At 68.7% G+C, this 15,873-nt stretch carries 16 protein-coding genes; 6 read left to right on the plus strand and 10 right to left on the minus strand.

Annotated elements, in window-relative coordinates; translation table 11 throughout:
- Window positions 1–30 precede the first annotated feature (30 nt).
- On the minus strand, window positions 31–1,338 hold the full coding sequence (locus ACH34W_RS32410; RefSeq protein ID WP_395964947.1) for an MFS transporter: 1,308 nt from the start codon (window positions 1,336–1,338) through the stop codon (window positions 31–33).
- A 71-nt stretch (window positions 1,339–1,409) separates the two neighbouring features.
- Window positions 1,410–1,772, minus strand: a complete 363-nt coding sequence (locus ACH34W_RS32415) for an ArsR/SmtB family transcription factor (RefSeq protein WP_395964948.1) — start codon at window positions 1,770–1,772, stop codon at window positions 1,410–1,412.
- Window positions 1,773–2,056: 284 nt separating this feature from the next.
- On the opposite strand from ACH34W_RS32415, the gene ACH34W_RS32420 reads away from it, so the two are divergent.
- Window positions 2,057–3,496 carry an MFS transporter gene (locus ACH34W_RS32420; protein WP_395964949.1) on the plus strand — a complete coding sequence of 480 codons (1,440 nt, stop codon included), beginning with the start codon at window positions 2,057–2,059 and terminating at the stop codon, window positions 3,494–3,496.
- A gap of 132 nt (window positions 3,497–3,628) precedes the next feature.
- Here ACH34W_RS32420 and ACH34W_RS32425 read toward each other — a convergent pair whose 3' ends face one another.
- The gene (locus tag ACH34W_RS32425; protein ID WP_395964950.1) at window positions 3,629–4,234 is read right to left on the minus strand and encodes a TetR/AcrR family transcriptional regulator; all 606 of its coding nucleotides are present in this window, start codon (window positions 4,232–4,234) and stop codon (window positions 3,629–3,631) included.
- A gap of 100 nt (window positions 4,235–4,334) precedes the next feature.
- On the opposite strand from ACH34W_RS32425, the gene ACH34W_RS32430 reads away from it, so the two are divergent.
- Both ACH34W_RS32430 and ACH34W_RS32435 read left to right on the plus strand, forming a co-directional pair.
- On the plus strand, window positions 4,335–5,780 hold the full coding sequence (locus ACH34W_RS32430; protein ID WP_395964951.1) for an MFS transporter: 1,446 nt from the start codon (window positions 4,335–4,337) through the stop codon (window positions 5,778–5,780).
- A 66-nt stretch (window positions 5,781–5,846) separates the two neighbouring features.
- Window positions 5,847–6,383, plus strand: a complete 537-nt coding sequence (locus ACH34W_RS32435) for a DUF6985 domain-containing protein (RefSeq protein WP_395964952.1) — start codon at window positions 5,847–5,849, stop codon at window positions 6,381–6,383.
- Window positions 6,384–6,424: 41 nt separating this feature from the next.
- Here the strand turns inward: ACH34W_RS32435 and ACH34W_RS32440 are convergent, their stop codons facing one another.
- Window positions 6,425–7,825, minus strand: coding sequence for an MFS transporter (locus tag ACH34W_RS32440; RefSeq protein ID WP_395964953.1), 1,401 nt, complete (start codon window positions 7,823–7,825; stop codon window positions 6,425–6,427).
- A gap of 90 nt (window positions 7,826–7,915) precedes the next feature.
- Between ACH34W_RS32440 and ACH34W_RS32445 the strand changes: the two genes are divergently transcribed.
- Window positions 7,916–8,497 (plus strand): TetR/AcrR family transcriptional regulator, encoded by a 582-nt coding sequence (locus tag ACH34W_RS32445; RefSeq protein WP_395964954.1) that lies wholly within the window; start codon window positions 7,916–7,918, stop codon window positions 8,495–8,497.
- Window positions 8,498–8,532: 35 nt separating this feature from the next.
- On the opposite strand, the gene ACH34W_RS32450 is transcribed toward ACH34W_RS32445, so the two are convergent.
- The 6 genes from ACH34W_RS32450 to ACH34W_RS32475 form a co-directional block, all read right to left on the minus strand.
- On the minus strand, window positions 8,533–9,045 hold the full coding sequence (locus ACH34W_RS32450; RefSeq protein ID WP_395964955.1) for a hypothetical protein: 513 nt from the start codon (window positions 9,043–9,045) through the stop codon (window positions 8,533–8,535).
- A gap of 206 nt (window positions 9,046–9,251) precedes the next feature.
- On the minus strand, window positions 9,252–10,199 hold the full coding sequence (locus ACH34W_RS32455) for a hypothetical protein (protein ID WP_395964956.1): 948 nt from the start codon (window positions 10,197–10,199) through the stop codon (window positions 9,252–9,254).
- A gap of 112 nt (window positions 10,200–10,311) precedes the next feature.
- Window positions 10,312–11,067 (minus strand): SDR family NAD(P)-dependent oxidoreductase, encoded by a 756-nt coding sequence (locus ACH34W_RS32460; protein WP_395964957.1) that lies wholly within the window; start codon window positions 11,065–11,067, stop codon window positions 10,312–10,314.
- Between the two features lie 171 nt (window positions 11,068–11,238).
- Window positions 11,239–11,997, minus strand: a complete 759-nt coding sequence (locus ACH34W_RS32465; protein WP_395964958.1) for an isocitrate lyase/phosphoenolpyruvate mutase family protein — start codon at window positions 11,995–11,997, stop codon at window positions 11,239–11,241.
- A 50-nt stretch (window positions 11,998–12,047) separates the two neighbouring features.
- Window positions 12,048–13,118, minus strand: coding sequence for a sigma-70 family RNA polymerase sigma factor (locus ACH34W_RS32470; protein WP_395964959.1), 1,071 nt, complete (start codon window positions 13,116–13,118; stop codon window positions 12,048–12,050).
- 80 nt (window positions 13,119–13,198) lie between these two features.
- Entirely contained in the window at window positions 13,199–14,011 is an 813-nt protein-coding gene (locus ACH34W_RS32475; RefSeq protein ID WP_395964960.1) for an SDR family NAD(P)-dependent oxidoreductase, read from the minus strand.
- A 160-nt stretch (window positions 14,012–14,171) separates the two neighbouring features.
- Here ACH34W_RS32475 and ACH34W_RS32480 point away from each other — a divergent pair, with 160 nt between their 5' ends.
- Together ACH34W_RS32480 and ACH34W_RS32485 are read left to right on the plus strand one after the other, a co-directional pair.
- Complete coding sequence (locus tag ACH34W_RS32480; protein WP_395964961.1) at window positions 14,172–14,930, plus strand: peptidoglycan recognition family protein; 759 nt, start codon at window positions 14,172–14,174, stop codon at window positions 14,928–14,930.
- Between the two features lie 68 nt (window positions 14,931–14,998).
- A complete protein-coding gene (locus ACH34W_RS32485) occupies window positions 14,999–15,799 on the plus strand; it encodes an arginase family protein (RefSeq protein WP_395964962.1) in 801 nt (266 codons plus the stop codon).
- The last annotated feature ends 74 nt before the right edge of the window (window positions 15,800–15,873 follow it).

The raw sequence follows: 15,873 nt of genomic DNA on the forward strand, positions 1-15,873 counted from the left end.
GATGCGATCCGCCCAAGAGGCGATCGGGTGTCAGGCCGCGAGGGCTGTGTCTTCTTTGGTGGGTTGGTGGGTTGGTGTGGTCAAGGGGGTGGTGACGGGGTGGATCGTCGCCTTGACCGGCCACAGGATCCAGGCTGCTGCTGCGGCGAGGAAGCCGATCGTGGTGAGGGCGGCGGCGGCCGCCGTCATCCCGAACTCGGTGGCCAGCCATCCGGCCAGCGGGTAGGTGAGCAGCCAGGCGGCGTGGGAGAGCGAGAACTGTGCGGCGAACGCGGCGGGCAGGTCGGCCGAGGGGACCGAACGGCGGATCAGGCTGCCGGTCGGGGTCAGCACGGCCGCCGAGGACGCGCCCAGCACGGCCCATGTGATCAGCAGCGACGGCCAGGACCTGACGTCCAATGCGAGGCCGACAGTGAGAGCTGCCAGGACCGCGAAGAGGACTCCCGCTGCGGGCAGCATCACGGTGCGGTCGCTGAGCCTGTCCAGCACGCGGGGCAGCAGCAGGGCGACCGCCATCGACCCGGCACCGAATGCGCCGAACGCCAGCGAGACGTCCCCGGCGGCGCGGTCCAGGTGGTCACGGACGAGGACGACGGTGTTGACGATGACCATGGCGCCGGCGGCGGCGATTCCCACGTTCAGCGCCAGGAGGCTCCGCAGTTGCGGCGTGGCTCCGAAGAGCCGGGCGCCATAGGTGACCTTGGCGAACGCGCCGCCGCTGCGCTGAACGGGCACCGGCTTGGGAAGGACGACGGATACGACGAGGGCCGCTGACGCCAGGAAGCCGACCACGGTGCCGAAGAACAGCCAGTTGTAGGTGATGAGGGTGAGCAGTCCGGCGGCCAGGACAGGGCTGAATAGGCTCTCCAGGTCATAGGCCAGCCGCGACATCGACAACGCACGGGTGTAGTCGCGCTCAGCTGGGAGCACTTCGGGGATGGTCGCCTGGAACGTCGGGGTGAAGGCTGCCGAAGCCGACTGCAGCAGGAAGATCAGCACGTAGACCTGCCACACCTCGGTCACGAACGGCAGGGCCAAGGCGACGCCGCCGCGAATGAGATCGGTGGCCACCAGGAGGGTCCGGCGTGGGAGGCGGTCGGCATAGGCACCGATCAGCGGTGCGATGCCGACGTAGGCGGCCATCTTGATGGCCAGCGCGGTGCCGAGCACCGCGGAGGCGCTGGCCCCGGCCAGGTCATAGGCGAGCAGGCTCAGCGCCACGGTGGCCAGGCCGGTGCCCACCAGGGCGATGGCCTGTGCGGCGAACAGATGCCGGTAGGTGCGGTTGCGGAGCACGAAGAACATGACCTTGCCCTCTCGTCCGAGACTCTCGTTCATATGTGCGTACTTGCGCACATGACGAACGGCGAAGGTCCGAGAGGAATTCCCGCACCGGCGAGGCAATCGATTCAGGAGTGCCAGGGTTCGCCGGTCATGCGGTGATCGGCGTGGTTCAGGGCCTCCATGACGAGGCCTCGCAAGTGGCCGTCACGCAGGGAGTACACCACCCGCCGCCCCTCCTTGCGGAACTCGACCAAGCCCGCGAGACGGAGCTTGGCCAGATGCTGGCTGACGGCGGTCCTGGCCGCCCCGCTGGCCGCGATGAGCTCGGAGACATCGGCTTCCCCCTCAGCCAGCAGCCACAACAAGTGCAGCCGCGTCGGGTCGGACAGAAGGGCGAACACCGAGCTCGCCGCCTCCAGTTGTTTCCGGTCAGGAGTCCACTCATGCCGGTGGACGACCGGAGGCGAAGGGTGATCACGCTCTGCCATGCAGCCATCGTATGGCGCAGGCCGAGAGCAGTCCCGCAATGGGAACGACGTAGGGACTTGACAGACGCATACCCCGATGGAGTATCTTCCCGGATCATCACATATACCCCCCAGGGGTAAATGGAGGGAGATTCGCATGTGCACCTGTCAGGCCAATACCGCCGATGCCGTCTCGGGGTCGGCGTCCGACACCGACATTCACCGGGCCGTCGAAGGCGCCGGTTACCAGATTTCGACTCTCTAGCCGCGCAAGCGGCTTGCCGTCGTCCGAAAGGAATCCCCTGATGTCTTCCCTCCGCCCCCGCCGCTGGTGGGCCCTCGCGGTCCTCGCCGGGGCGCAGTTCATGGTGATCATGGACACGTCGATCATCGGCGTGGCCCTTCCAGAAATGCAGCGTGACCTGGGCTTCAGCACGGGCGGCCTGCAATGGGTGTTCAACGCCTACGTCGTCGCGTTCGGCGGGCTGCTCCTGCTGGGCGGCCGTCTGTCGGACCTGTTCGGCGCCCGCCGCGTGTTCGCGGCAGGCTGGGTCGTCCTCATCGCCGGTTCCGTGATCGCCGCAGCCGCCACAGGCGCGGGCACCGAGATCGCCGGACGCGCCGTCCAGGGGGTCGGCTCGGCCCTCATCGCGCCGTCCTCGATGACCCTCCTCATGGTGTTGTTCAGTGGACAGCCCAAGGAACTCCCCAAAGCGATGGCCTTCTACGGGGCGGCCGCGCCCGCGGGCGGCACCGCGGGCGTCTTCCTCGGCGGCGTCATCACCGAGTGGCTGAGCTGGCCCTGGGTCTTCGTGGTCTACGTGCCCATCGGCCTGCTGACCCTCGCGGTCGTTCCCGCTCTGCTGCCCGCCGTTCCCGGTCGCCGCAGCAGTCTCGACCTGGCCGGCGCCGCAGCCGTGACCGGCGGACTCGCCCTGGCGGTCTACGCCATCGTCCAAGCCCCCGACAAGGGCTGGACAGCAGGGTCGACATTGCTGGAGCTGGCCGGAGCCGTCCTGCTCCTGGTCGCGTTCGTCGGTATCCAGCGCGCGCTGCGCAGCCCGCTGATGCCACTGCGCGTGTGGCGCACACCCAACCTGGCCGCCGCCAACCTGGCGATGACCCTGCTGGGAGCCGCCTGGATCCCGATGTGGTACTTCCTCAATCTCTACCTGCAGCAGGTCCTGGGGTACGGCGCGTTCTCCAGCGGCGCGGCGCTGGTGCCGATGACCGCGCTGATGATGGTCCTGATGGTCGGCGTCACCGGACGGCTCATCGGCCGATTCGGCACCAAGCCGCTCATCGCCACCGGCCTCGCCGTCCTCGCCGGCGGCCTGGGCGTCCTCTCGGCCATCAGCCCCTCCGGCGGCTTCCTCACCGACGTCCTGCCCGGGTCGCTCATCTCCGCCGTCGGCATGTCCCTGGCCTTCATCCCGGCGATGATGGCCGCGATCGGAGGGGTCGCGCCGGAGGAGAGCGGGCTGGCGTCCGGCATCGTCAACACCACCTATCAGGTCGGTTCGGCCATCGGTCTCGCCGCCATGACCGCCATCGCCACCTCTCAAGGCGCCGGCGAGCTCGGCGACCTTCCCGCCTTGACCGACGGATTCCAGGCGGCCTTCGTCGGCGCAGCCATCGTCGCCCTGGCCGGAGCCGCCATGGCCGCCCTGACCCTACGAACGCCCAAGGAGGCAGCCGCCGAAGTCCCCGCTACTGAGGAAGCCGAAGTCCGAAGCACACGCTAAGGCGCGGCGATTCTTGAAGGCCTATTGTCGGGGCCCTTCCTTCGGGAGGGCCCCGACGCCGCACGAAGTCCCGCCAGGTGCCACCCGACGGCCGAGAGTGACCGTTCCAACAGCGCCGGTCGCTGTCTGGCCCTAGTCGGCCTTGAGCACGCCAAGCAGGGTCTTCACGAGGATCTCTCCGACGTCCTCTCCTGCCAGTCGCCCGTCGGCGACGTCGTCGGAGGCCGCATGGAGGAGTGTGTACACGGACGTGACCAGCCATTCGAGCGGCAGGTCGGCACGGAAGACGCCCTCCGCCCGGCCACGGGCGATGAGCCGTTCCACCTGAGCCATCGGCTCATCATGGAACCCGCGTACCTCCTCGGGCGGTAGCGCGCGTTGCGCGGCGGCGTGCAGGCTGCCGAAGCGGCTCAACAACGGCCAGCAGGAACGGATCACCCGCGCGAACGCCTCGGCGGGCGGCCCCTCCTCGGGCAAGGCCGCCGTGATGACCTCCGTCCCTTCGGCGATCGTCTCGGCGAGGACGGCCCGCAGCAGGTCCTCCCGGGACGCGAAGTGCGCGTAGAGCGTGACCCGTCCCAGGCCCGCCGCCTTGGCGATGTCGCTCATGGACGCGTTGCGATCCCGGGTGAGGCATTCGGTCGCCGCCGAGAGGATCAACGTGATGTTGCGCTCGGCGTCGGCTCTCTTGCGCCCACCACCGCGCCGCGCCACGGCCTGCCCACTGCTCTGTGCCATGCGGTCGATCATACCCACATCGCGAACAAGGCTGTTTGACTTAATACCCCTCCAGGGGTTTATATAAGCCGAACACGCATGTTTGGGTTAGGAGTCATCGATGTCTCATCCTTCGCATACCCCGCACCACCCGGCGGCGGCGCCGCCAGAGGCTGATGCGCCGCGCCGCTGGACGGCGCTCGCCCTGATCAGCGTCGCCCAGTTCATGCTGATCCTCGACGTCACGGTCGTGAACGTCGCGCTGCCCGACATAGGAACCGACCTCGAACTGGGACGCACCACGCTCACCTGGGCCGTCACCGCCTACACACTGTTCTTCGGCGGGCTGATGCTGCTCGGCGGGCGGCTGGCCGACCTCTTCGGAGCCAGGCGCATGGCGCTCACCGGCCTCGCGGTCTTCACGCTCGCCTCGCTGGCCACCGGACTGGCGCAGAACGAGGCGCTGCTGATCGGCGGACGCGTCGCCCAGGGCATCGGCGCGGCGCTCCTCTCCCCCGCCGCCCTGGCGATCATCACCACGGCCTTCCACGGCGAGGAGCGCAACAAGGCGCTCGGCGTGTGGGCCGGCCTGGGCGGGATCGGGTTCGCAGCAGGGGTCCTCGTCGGCGGCGTGCTGACTGCAGGACCCGGCTGGCGGTGGGTCTTCTTCGTGAACGTGCCGGTCGGCATCGCCGTGCTGGCCGCCCTGCCGGCGACCGTGCCCGCCGTTCTCCACGCTCACCGGGACCGGCCGCGCATCGACTTCCTCGGCGCGGTCACCGTGACCGCCGCCACCGCCGCGCTCATCTACGGCCTGGTCACCGCAGGCGACGAGGGATGGAGCGACACCGGGACACTGATCCCGCTGGCCGCCGCGGTCGTGCTGTACGCGGCGTTCGCGGGCATCGAACAAGCGACGCGCACACCCCTGATGCACGTCGGGATGCTGGCGCGGCGGCCGGTCGCCGTGGGCGCGTTCCTCATGCTCGCGGGTTCAGGCCTGCTGATCTCGCTGTTCTTCCTCGGCTCGCTCTACCTCCAGCACCTGCGCCACATCAGCGCGCTGGAGACGGGCCTGCTGTTCCTGCCCGCCGCGCTGGCCACCGGCGTCGGCGCACACCTGGCCGGACGGCTCGTCAGCATCGTCGGCACCCGAGCCGTCGCGGCAACGGGCCTCGCCCTGGTCGCCGTAGGCACAGGTCTCTTGACCCAGCTCTCCGCAGACGGCGGCATCTACACCGGGCTGCTGCCCGGACTCGTCATCGCCGCCGCCGGAGTCGGACCCGTCTTCGTCACCGCCACCACCTCAGCCCTCGCCCACATCGAACACGGGCAAGAGGGCCTGGCCTCGGGCGTCATCAACACCTTCCACGAACTCGGCGGCGCCATCGGCGTCGCGACCGCGTCCACGCTCGCCGCAGCCGGACTGAGCGCCGCGCCATCGATAGGCGGATTCACCGACGCCTACACCGCGACGGCGATCGCCGCAGCCGTGGCAGCCGTCCTCGCTGTCGTCCTTGTTCCGGGAGGCAAGCCGCAGATGAGCGCCATGCCGCACGCACACTGATGGCACGGACACTGGTGGCACGCACGCTGACCGCGACCGCCCACTGTCAAGCCGTACCCTGGCGGCATGCAGATTCCCGGCTTCGGCCAGGTCGTCAAGGACATCGACCTCGGCTGGTATCAGAGCGAACCTGTGCCGGTGCCGGCGCTGGGCGGTGTGCTCTGCCGCGTCATCGTCGACGGCTACGACGAGGATCCCGCGCCCGAAGACTTCCACGCTGCGATCCGCGCGTTCCTGGCACTCGAACGATCGGCGCTGGTTGCGGCCGCGCCCTCGATCTTCGCGTACTACCGCGACATCATGGACGACGTCGTGGACGCCGGTGATGACGACTGGTACGTCGAGATCGAGGGCCCGGACACCGTGTTCGATCACATTCAGTTCGGTGACGCACCGACCATCAGCCGCGACTCCCATGGCGACCGGCACGTCTATGTCTCACTGGAGTGCGAGTGTGACTGGGAGCCTGAGCACGGCCTGCAGATCGTGCTCAGGGACGGCCGTACGGTGACCAAGGTCGGCCCTTACAACGGCCATCTGACCAACGCGGCCGCCTACGCCGATGACACCCTTGAAGGCGTCGTCTACCACACGTTGCGCTGAGTCGTGGCTGCTGAGCCTTGGCCACTCAGCCTTGATGAACGTCACGATTCAGCGTGCGCAGGCATGCCAGGAGTCAAGACGGCGGCTACGAGGGCCGCGACTGTGGCGGCGACCGCGGCGAGGATGAAGCCGTCTGTGAACCCGGAGAGTGTGTCGCTGACGAGGCTGGCCGCTGCGACGCTGGAGATGACGGCGGCTCCAGCGGAGGCGCCGAACTCGTGGAACGTGCTGACGATGCCGGAGGCGATCCCGGCTTCGTGCGGGGCCACCTGTCCGAGCGCGGTCGCCGACGCGACCACGAAGACGGCGCCCGTCCCGGCACCGGCGATCGCCGTGCCGATCGCGACGATGGCGGGCTCCATCGCGAGTGCGGGCAGGGCCAGGCCGACCGCGGCGGCGAGCAGCCCGGCCACGGCGAGCACGCGCGCTCCCAGCCTGCCGATGGCCCGGCCGGTCAGGTTGGCCCCGACCATCGTGGCGACAGCGACCGGGAGGAACAGCAGGCCCGTTCGCAGCGCGCCGTAGTCTCGCGCGTGCTGGAAGTAGAACGTGCCGAGGAAGAACACCGCGATCATCAATGCGGTGGCCATCAGGATGAGGAACGTGCCGGTGGTCACGGGCCGTCGAGCCAGCAGCGCGACGTCCATCATCGGCGACTTGGCGGTCTTCTGCCGCGCCACGAAGGCGAGATAGCCGATCCCGGCGCCCAGGACGAGCAACCCGCTGGTGGCGGTCAGCCATCCGTGGTCTCCGGCGCGGATGAGTGCGTAGATCAAGGCGACGGACGAGGCGGTGGCCAGCACCGCGCCGAGTATGTCCAGCCGGGGCCGGGGCGCGGGCGCGGTCTGGTTCGGCAACATCCGCGCGAGGGAGGCGATGATGACCAGTCCGATCGGCACGTTCACGTAGAAGACCCATGGCCAGCCCGGACCGGCGGTGAGCAGTCCTCCGACCAGCACACCAAGGGCCGCGCCGCCACCGCCGAGCGCGGACCAGACGCCGAGCGCCTTGTTCCTCTCGTCACCGTCGAAGAGACCGACCACGAGCGACAAGGCCGCCGGAGACAGCAGCGCCGCGCCGACTCCTTGCGCGATGCGGCCGCCCAGCAGGAGGCCCGCCTCGTCGGCGAGGCCGGTCACCAGTGACGCCGTGGTGAAGATCAGCAAGCCGGTGAGGACGACGCGTTTGGCGCCGAAGAGGTCGGCTGCCCGCCCGCCCAGCAACATCAGGCCGCCGAACGCCAAGGTGTAGGCGCTGACCGTCCACGTCACGGCCTGGCGGCTGAGGGCCAGATCGGTCTCGATGTGCGGCAGCGCGATGGCCACGACGGTGATGTCGAGGATCAACATCAGCTGCGCTATGCCGAGGAAGCCGAGGATGCGCCATCGCAGTGGATGGGGCGAGGGGTGTTGCGCGGATGCGTCGGGATTCTTGTGTGTCATCGAGGGGCTCCCGCCATAACTCGTATGTGCGTATACGACTTCTAGCGGTGAGCGTAACACGTATATTCCCGTACGAGTTAAGATCGGAGCATGCCTACCGCCTCCACCGGACCGCGCCGGCGCGCTGACGCCGAACGCAACATCGCCCGCATCGTCTCCGCAGCTCGCACGAGCCTGAGCGGTGATCCGAACGCGAGTACCGACGACATCGCCAAGGCCGCCGGCGTGGGGCGGATGACGCTCTACGGCCACTTCCGGACACGCGCGGAGCTGATCGAAGCCGCCTTGATCGACGCACTCAGCGAAGGTGAAAAGGTCCTGTCAGCCGTCGACCTCAGCGGAAACGCCCAGGCGGCGCTGTCCCGGCTGCTCGAATCCAGCTGGTCACTCACAGCCGAGTCCACGGCGTTGCTGGCAGCGGCCCAGGGCACGCTGCCACCCGGACGCATTCTCGAACTCCACGCCGCCCCCGCTGAACGCGTCGAGGCCCTGATTCGCCGCGGTCAGGACGAAGGGACGTTCCGCACCGACCTCCCGATCACCTGGCTGGTCAGCGTCATTCACTCGGTCCTGGTCACCGCCACAGAAGAGTCACGCGGTGGCCGCCTGGAGGCGAACCAAGCCGGCCGCGTCGTCACCGCCACAGTCCAGTCGTTCCTGACGCCACCCTGACCACCGAGTAGCGCAGTCGCAGAGAACGCGGCGAGTCACCTCAACTGGTAGGCGCGGACGACTGTCTGGACTACCTGGTCGACGGCGGTGGCGCGCAGCGACACGAACGACGCGGTGCCCGGGGGCGTGACCGTGACCACCCCGATGCCGGGCTTTCCGGCGAACGGGACGGGGCGCCAGGTCGCGCCGTCGTCGAAGGACGCCTCCACCTTGAGCGACTTCGGCGCCGCGGCGGGTGCGCCCGGGGCGCGCTCGACCCAGACCGGGAGCACCGTCGGCCTGCCCTTCGGCGCCTGGTTGCCGTCGTTCAGCCCGGCGGGCATATACCGGACGGGGGCCAGGGGCAGCGCTTGGGGCTCGGCGGACTCCGGCCGTGCCGAACGGAACGTCCAGAGAGACTCGACCTTGGGCGAGACGGCGCTCGTCCGTTCGAACGACTTGAAGAGGGTGTAGGTGGCGGCCTCGGGCGGCAAAGTCGCTCGCACGGAGGAGCTGCCCCTCAAGGGGGTGAACGTGGTTTCGGCGAGGACCGTGCCGTCCTTGCTCAACCTCAGGGTTCCCGACGTCGTGCGGTCACGTCCACGGTACGACGGCGCGGGATTCGGGTCACCACGACCACTCCTGACGCGGGGAGTCGACAGGATCTCAACCGTGCCAGCACATGCTGGCATAGTCCCGTGGGCCCGGCAATACCCCGCCGTGGAGCTGAACGTCGCGCCCAGTCGGCGGCCGCCAGAAGACGGTCGGCGGCCCGTCAGAAGACGGAGATGTGATTGTGGTCGAAGTGGTTCTGCGTGATGCTCCCCCGATCCGACATCGCCCGCCAGCCGGGGTTGCGCATGTCGTAGATCCGCTGCCGCCAGATGACGTACTTGATCCCGAGCCGCCCGGCGTGCTTGATCGCATAGGCCGCGACCTGGTCACCGTGGGCGACACGGTCGGCGGACGGCGCCCTGCCTCCCGTGCTCTCCATGAAGTCGCAGGCCCGGCCGGTGCCGTGGTCCTGCGGATCACCTGGCCGGGTGCACCCGATCGTCAGGAACGGCCCGAGCTCCGCCTCGATCTCATTGCGCACCCGGACCATCCGCGGAGTCATGCCACCGGACCCGACCATCGGTGACTCCGGCTTGAACTTCTTGAGGAGAGCGCGCACCCGCTCCTTCTGACCGGCGATCTCCCGGATGTCGGATCCCAGCTTTTTGATCTTGGCCTCGGCCTCGAGGCGCGTCCGTTCCTGCTGCCCTCGCAGGGCCGCGATCTGCCTGACCCTGGCAGCCCGTGTCTCGGCGAACTGCGCCGCCAGCGTCGCACCGTCGAGCATCTGCCGCGGATCTCCGCTGCTCAGCACCTGAACGGACGGATCGATGCCGTTATTGATGTACTGCGAGGCCGCCAGCGTGGCCACCTCGCCCTGTGCCTGCTCAAGGTCCGCGCCTAGGGTCTGCATCTGCCGCAGCGAGGTGGCGGCGTCCAGGCGGGCGTCGCGCAACTGCTCCAGTCGTCCGCCGGACGCCGCTTCGAGCGCCTTGATCTGGCGGGTCAGCCGTGCGACGTTGTCCGCGTCCCCGGGCGCGGCGCGTGCCGGGGCGCCTGGCGACCCGGCGGACGCGGCCGTCCCCATGGAGAGGACGAAAGCGCCGGCGATCACCACCGGCACCGTCCGAACGGGAATCGCACCGGCCCTCAGGCCAAAGAGACCCATCTTCGATGCAGCTCCTTCCACTCCCCGGCCACACCGGGCAAACGAAGATCCCTCCCCGGTTCTACGCCTGCCACCCCCGCAGAGGTTCATCTGTGCCGGCGAGTGGCAGGGCTCAGGACATGCCTCCGTCCACGGTGATCTCCTGGCCGGTGACGTACGAGGCGTCGCTGGAGGCGAGGAAGGCGACGACGCCAGCCACTTCTTCGGGCCTGCCGAGGCGTTTCATGGGCGTGGCGTCGGCTATCCGGTGCAAGCGGTCGGCCAGAGCCTCCGGTTGCAGATGGGGGGCGCTCGGCACGTCGATCGGGCCTGGGCTGACGGTATTGACCCGGATGCCGCGCGGGGCGAGTTCGGCCGCGGCCGAACGGGCGAACGACCGCAGGGCGGCCTTGGACGCCGTGTAGACGCCGGTCCCCGGCCTGCGCCAGGCCGGATCCACCCGCGCCAGGCCGCACAAGATGACCGAGGCTCCGTCGTTGAGGTGCGGGGCCGCCTTCTGCAGCGTAAAGAAGGCGCCCTTGGTGTTGACGTTGAAGACCTCGTCGAAGAACTCCTCGGTGGTGTCGGGCAACGGCCGGAACGTCTTGAGACCGGCGTTGACGAACAGCACGTCGATCCGGCCGTAGGCCTGCGCGACGGCTGACAGCAACTGGTCGATCTCCTGCGGCCTGGCGACGTCGGCGGGAATCGCGAGGACGTCCTCGCCGATCGAGGCGGCGGCCTGGTGGAGTCGCTGCTTGTCCCGGCCCGCGATGGCGACCCGGGCGCCCTCCCGATGGAGCCGGCTCGCCGTCGCCAGGCCGATGCCGCTCCCGCCGCCCGTGACCACGGCCACCCGGCCGTCGAATCTGCCCGGCACTTCACGCATCAGTTCTCCTCCACGGAAGGCAAGGCGGCGATGGCGGTCCGCTCGGGGGGGGCCCAACTCCAGAGTTGCTGGCATCATGCAAGTAGCCTAGGGTTAACCGCTTTCATCATGCAAGCAACTGGAGATGGGTCCCCTTGCGGCCGTCACCACGACGGTGGCCAAACGCGAGGGTCAGGGCCGCAGGTCCTGAACTGCGGCCCTCAGGCCGGCCAACGCCTCGCGATAGAGCCGGGGGCCATAAGAGACGCGCGCCACGCCCAGTTCACGGAGTTTGGCCAGGTCCAGGCTTCCCGGTCTGGTGTTGCCATTGATCGGCCCGGGCACGTCGGCGACCAGACGGGCGATGTCCTGCTCGTCGCCAACGCCGATCGGATAGATGCAGTCGGCCCCGGCTTCCAGGTAAAGGCGACCTCGACGTACCGCCTCGGCGACTCGTTCCTCCTCAGGCACTCCGGATGCCGGCAAGAAGGTGTCAGCGCGGGCGTTGATGACGATCGGGACCCCGGCGCCTTCGGCGGCGGACCGTATGGCCGCCAACCGCTCGGCCTGCGCACCGGCCTCGACCAGTCCGCCCGCGCGGTGGTCGGTGTCCTCCAGGTTGCAGCCGACCGCGCCGATCTCCAGCAGCCGGTCCACCAGTTCCCGCGGCTCCATGCCGTATCCCGCCTCGGCGTCGACGGTCACCGGGACCGGCACCGCCCGGGCCACCCGTCCGGCTGCGGCGAACATCTCCTGCCAAGGCGCGCCCTCGCCATCCGGGTATCCGAGCATCGCTGAGATCGCTGCGCTGGCGGTGGCGACCGCGGGGAATCCGGCCTCGGCCACGATCTCGGCGCTGGCCGCGTCCCACACGTTCGGCAGCACGAGCATCTCATCGCGGTGATGCAGCTCGCGGAGCCTGTCGGCATGGGCCTTCAGCTCAGCGGTCATGGGTGTCCTCCAAGTCATGGGTGTCTGGTGGGCAGGTCGTACACCACCACTTAGGCGCGTAGCGACCGGGGAAACCCGAACGTTGCCAGAAGTGAGTTGTCCACGAACCGGGTCAGCGCGGAGATCCGGTCGCCGGACAGAGTCAGGACCAGCACTCCGTGCGCGCGCAGGATCGACGTCCGCGGATCACGTACATAGCAGGCGAATGCCGGTTGGCCGTTCGCCCGCGTCGGGATCAGCACATGTCGGCGACCACTGCGCAGCGCGGTCGTGGCCAGGAAATTCCGTACATCCTCCAAACCGTGGTACTCCAGCGGCAACGGCGGCATGGACAACCACGCGTCGTCGGTCAGCATCGCCACGACCGCGTCGACGTCCCCGGCCTCGAACGCGCGAGCGAACCCATCCACAACCCGGCGTTCCTGCGGCGAATCCGGCAGCGGAGCATCCTCCCATCCGGGGCCCGGCAGCTCATCTGCCAGCGTCCCCCGTGCTCGTTTCAGCGCGCTGGTCACCGCGTTCTCAGTCGTGTCGAGGATGGCCGCCACCTCGGCCGCCCGGAACCCCAGGACATCCCGGAGCACCAACACGACCCGTTGCCGGGGCGGCAACTGCTGCAACGCCGCCAGGAACGCCAGCGACACCGACTCCCTGACCTCGTACCGCGCCTCCGGCCCCGGCATCTGATCGACGACCTCGTCCAGCAGCACATCGGGATACGGCTCCAGCCAGATCGGCTCCGCTCGGCGACGCGACGGCTCAGGCAACACAACCTCCGGTTTGTAGGCCGGAGACTCGTGCGGACGACGCGCAACGGCCCGCAACGCGTTCAGGCAGCGATTGGTCGCGATCCGATACAGCCACGTCCGCACCGACGCACGTTCCTCAAAGCCGCCTATCCCGCGCCACGCCGCCAGCAAGGTCTCCTGAACGAGATCCTCGGCGTCCTGCACCGAGCCGAGAATGCGATAGCAGTGCACCTGAAGCTCACGCCGGTACGGCTCCACCAACCCGCGGAACGCCTCACCATCGCCTCCCCGCGCCAGCGCCAGCAGATCCTCGGCCGCACGCTCGGCGTAAGCCGAGACGTCAGACTCCCCAGCCGGCGGGATCCCTCGCATGTTCAGCTCCCTCTTCCTGGTGGCCCTCTCATATGGATAGACACCACCAGTCCTGAAAACTGGTCGCTACGTGCCCATCGTCACACGTTCTTGACCAGCCCCCCGTCGATGAAGTACTCGTGGCCGGTCATGTTGTTGGGTGAGGCAAGGAAGGCGATGAGCCGCGCTACCTCCTGTGATGTGCTCATGCGGCCGGTGGTCACGCCGAGCCCGCCCATCGCCTGCTCTACGAACGCTTCGTGGGAGACACCCTGTTCTTTGGCGAGGCGGCCGACGAAGCCGTCGGGGTCGGTCCACACCCCGGTGTCCACGGGTCCCGGCGAGACGGTGACGGCGCGTACTCCCTGGTCCCCGAACTGCTCGGCGATCACCTTGGTGAGGGCGCTGAGCGCGGCCTTGGAGATGTTGTAGTCGGCGGGCCCGGCGGCGAGGGTGCGCGCCCCGATCGATGAGATGTTGATGACCGTGCCCCTGCGCTCGATCAGGCTGGGGAGTGCGGCGCGGCTGGCACGCAGCGCACTGTAGAAGTGCAGGTTGAACGTGTGCTCCCACGCGTCGTCCGGAAGCTCGAGCAGGTTGAGCTTGGCCCCCTTGGCGAAGTCGTCGGTATCGCCGACCCCCACGTTGTTGACGAGCAGGTCGATGCCGCCGAGCTCGTCGATGGCTCTGTCGATGAGCCGGGCCGGTCCGTCGGTCGTGGAGAGGTCGACGGTCACGGGCACGGCCGCGGTCTCCTTCAGCTCGGCCGTGATGGTGCGCGAGCCGGTGACCACGCGCATCCCCTCGGCGAGCAGGGTGCGGACGAGGGTCAGGCCGATTCCCTTGCTGCCGCCGGTGACGACCGCGGTCTTGCCTGCCAGTTGCAGATCCACTTGGGCGTTCTCCTCTTTCATGACCACAGTGCGCGTTTAGTGCAACCACAGAGTTGCACATAGCTCTCTCCAGGTGCAACCTTCCAGTTGCACCTCAGGAGGCTTCCGTGGCGTTTCGGCCTCGCCGCCGCGGCTTCGACCACCTAAGATCAACAACTCTCACGTGAAGGAGTCCCCCGCCATGTCCCGTTCCCCGCACCTGCATCGTCGAGGACTGCTCCTCGGCACAGCCGCGATGACCGGTGGTGTCGTCCTGGGCGCGCTGCCGTTCAACCCTCGTGAGGCGCAGGCCGCTACCCGCGTCTACACCCGGGCGAATTGGAAGGCACGTCCGCCGAAGGTCACCGCGACCGTGCTCGCCAAGGCCCCCGACCACATCGTCGTGCACCACACCGCCTCGGAGAACTCCACGGACTACTCGCTGGAGCACGCGTTCGGCCTGTCCAGAGCCATCCAGAACTTCCACATGGACTCCAACGGCTGGGACGACACCGGACAGCAGCTCACCATCAGCCGCGGTGGTTTCCTCATGGAGGGCCGCAACCGCAGCCTGGAGGCCATCGCCACCCGCCAGCACGTGAGGGGTGCCCAGACCCTCGGTCACAACGACCACACGATCGGCATCGAGAACGAAGGCACCTACCTGACCGAGGTTCCCACCAAGCGCCTCTGGTCAAAGCTCGCGTACACCTGCGCCTGGCTGTGTGAGACCTACGACCTCGACCCCTTCGAGGCCATCGTGGGCCACCGCGACTACGTCGCCACGGCCTGCCCCGGCGACCGGCTCTACGCGATGCTCCCAGCACTGCGCACCAAGGTCGCGGACATCATGGATCTCACGACCACCCGCCGCGAGCTCCATCCGCCCCGCCGAGGCCCCTTCCCCACACCTCGCACCCGCTTCGACCACGGCCCGGCCGCCTCCCCGGGCGAACGCTGAAGCGATGCACGGCGGGGGCCGCGCGAAATCGTTGGCATCGCGAAGATCTCTGCTAGTAGCTTCGCGATATGACGACGGTGCTGTGCGTTCCGCAATGGCAAGGATCGGCTTCGGACAGGGCTCCGTATCTGCGGGAGGGCGCGCTTCGCACCGCCGAGTTGGTCGAGGCGGACGCCACGGTCACGGTGCCCGTGCCCGACCGGACCGGGACAAGAGCGGAAGGCGTGCGCGCGCTCGACGTGCTCGTCGAGACCCTGCGGCTGACGGAGAAGGCCCTGGCCGGGATCGACGACGTGGTGCTGACCGTCGGCGGCGACTGCGCGGTGGACCTGGCTCCGATCGCCGCAGCCCGCGCCCGGTATGGCGACGACCTCACGCTCCTCTGGATCGACGCGAACCCCGACGTCTTCGCACCAGAGGACCTGCCGTCGGGGGCGTTCCACGGAATGGTGGTGCGGGCGCTGCTCGGCGACGGCCCGGCCCCGCTCAACCCGGCCGAGCCTTTGACACCCGCGCAGGTGGTGATCGCGGGAGAACGCGCCAACGAACCGGTCGAGCACGCGTATCTCAAGGCCAAGGGCGTCCGGACATACGGCGTCGACGACTTCGAGCAGGCGCTCGACGGCCTCACCGGCCCTGTTTATCTGCACGTCGATCTGGACGTCCTCGACCCCGCCGACTTCCGTTCGGTGTGTTACTCCTATCCGGACGGGGTGACGGCGGAGCGCCTGATCGACCTGGTGTCGCGGGTGGACGGCGTGGTGGGCGCGGCCATCACCGAGCACGCACCGACAGAGGATGCGACCCCAGCCGAGGCCGAGGTCATCCGGCGGCTGGCGGCCGCAATCCGCCTGCCGAGCAGGACGTGATCGACAAGGTCCTTCGCAGTGCCCGGCCGAGGAGCTGAGGTCCGCAGTCCCGGTACCGGGCTCGTCAGGTGTTA

Origin of the sequence: Actinomadura sp. 6N118, assembly GCF_044326415.1 — a bacterium.
GTDB lineage: Bacteria > Actinomycetota > Actinomycetes > Streptosporangiales > Streptosporangiaceae > Spirillospora.

Bases quoted from the DNA above. Each gene is read 5' to 3' on its own strand.
- ACH34W_RS32410 (WP_395964947.1), bottom strand. From the start codon at position 1,338: ATGAACGAGAGTCTCGGACGAGAGGGCAAGGTCATGTTCTTCGTGCTC.
- ACH34W_RS32415 (WP_395964948.1), bottom strand. From the start codon at position 1,772: ATGGCAGAGCGTGATCACCCTTCGCCTCCGGTCGTCCACCGGCATGAG.
- ACH34W_RS32420 (WP_395964949.1), top strand. From the start codon at position 2,057: ATGTCTTCCCTCCGCCCCCGCCGCTGGTGGGCCCTCGCGGTCCTCGCC.
- ACH34W_RS32425 (WP_395964950.1), bottom strand. From the start codon at position 4,234: ATGGCACAGAGCAGTGGGCAGGCCGTGGCGCGGCGCGGTGGTGGGCGC.
- ACH34W_RS32430 (WP_395964951.1), top strand. From the start codon at position 4,335: ATGTCTCATCCTTCGCATACCCCGCACCACCCGGCGGCGGCGCCGCCA.
- ACH34W_RS32435 (WP_395964952.1), top strand. From the start codon at position 5,847: ATGCAGATTCCCGGCTTCGGCCAGGTCGTCAAGGACATCGACCTCGGC.
- ACH34W_RS32440 (WP_395964953.1), bottom strand. From the start codon at position 7,825: ATGACACACAAGAATCCCGACGCATCCGCGCAACACCCCTCGCCCCAT.
- ACH34W_RS32445 (WP_395964954.1), top strand. From the start codon at position 7,916: ATGCCTACCGCCTCCACCGGACCGCGCCGGCGCGCTGACGCCGAACGC.
- ACH34W_RS32455 (WP_395964956.1), bottom strand. From the start codon at position 10,199: ATGGGTCTCTTTGGCCTGAGGGCCGGTGCGATTCCCGTTCGGACGGTG.
- ACH34W_RS32460 (WP_395964957.1), bottom strand. From the start codon at position 11,067: ATGCGTGAAGTGCCGGGCAGATTCGACGGCCGGGTGGCCGTGGTCACG.
- ACH34W_RS32465 (WP_395964958.1), bottom strand. From the start codon at position 11,997: ATGACCGCTGAGCTGAAGGCCCATGCCGACAGGCTCCGCGAGCTGCAT.
- ACH34W_RS32470 (WP_395964959.1), bottom strand. From the start codon at position 13,118: ATGCGAGGGATCCCGCCGGCTGGGGAGTCTGACGTCTCGGCTTACGCC.
- ACH34W_RS32475 (WP_395964960.1), bottom strand. From the start codon at position 14,011: ATGAAAGAGGAGAACGCCCAAGTGGATCTGCAACTGGCAGGCAAGACC.
- ACH34W_RS32480 (WP_395964961.1), top strand. From the start codon at position 14,172: ATGTCCCGTTCCCCGCACCTGCATCGTCGAGGACTGCTCCTCGGCACA.
- ACH34W_RS32485 (WP_395964962.1), top strand. From the start codon at position 14,999: ATGACGACGGTGCTGTGCGTTCCGCAATGGCAAGGATCGGCTTCGGAC.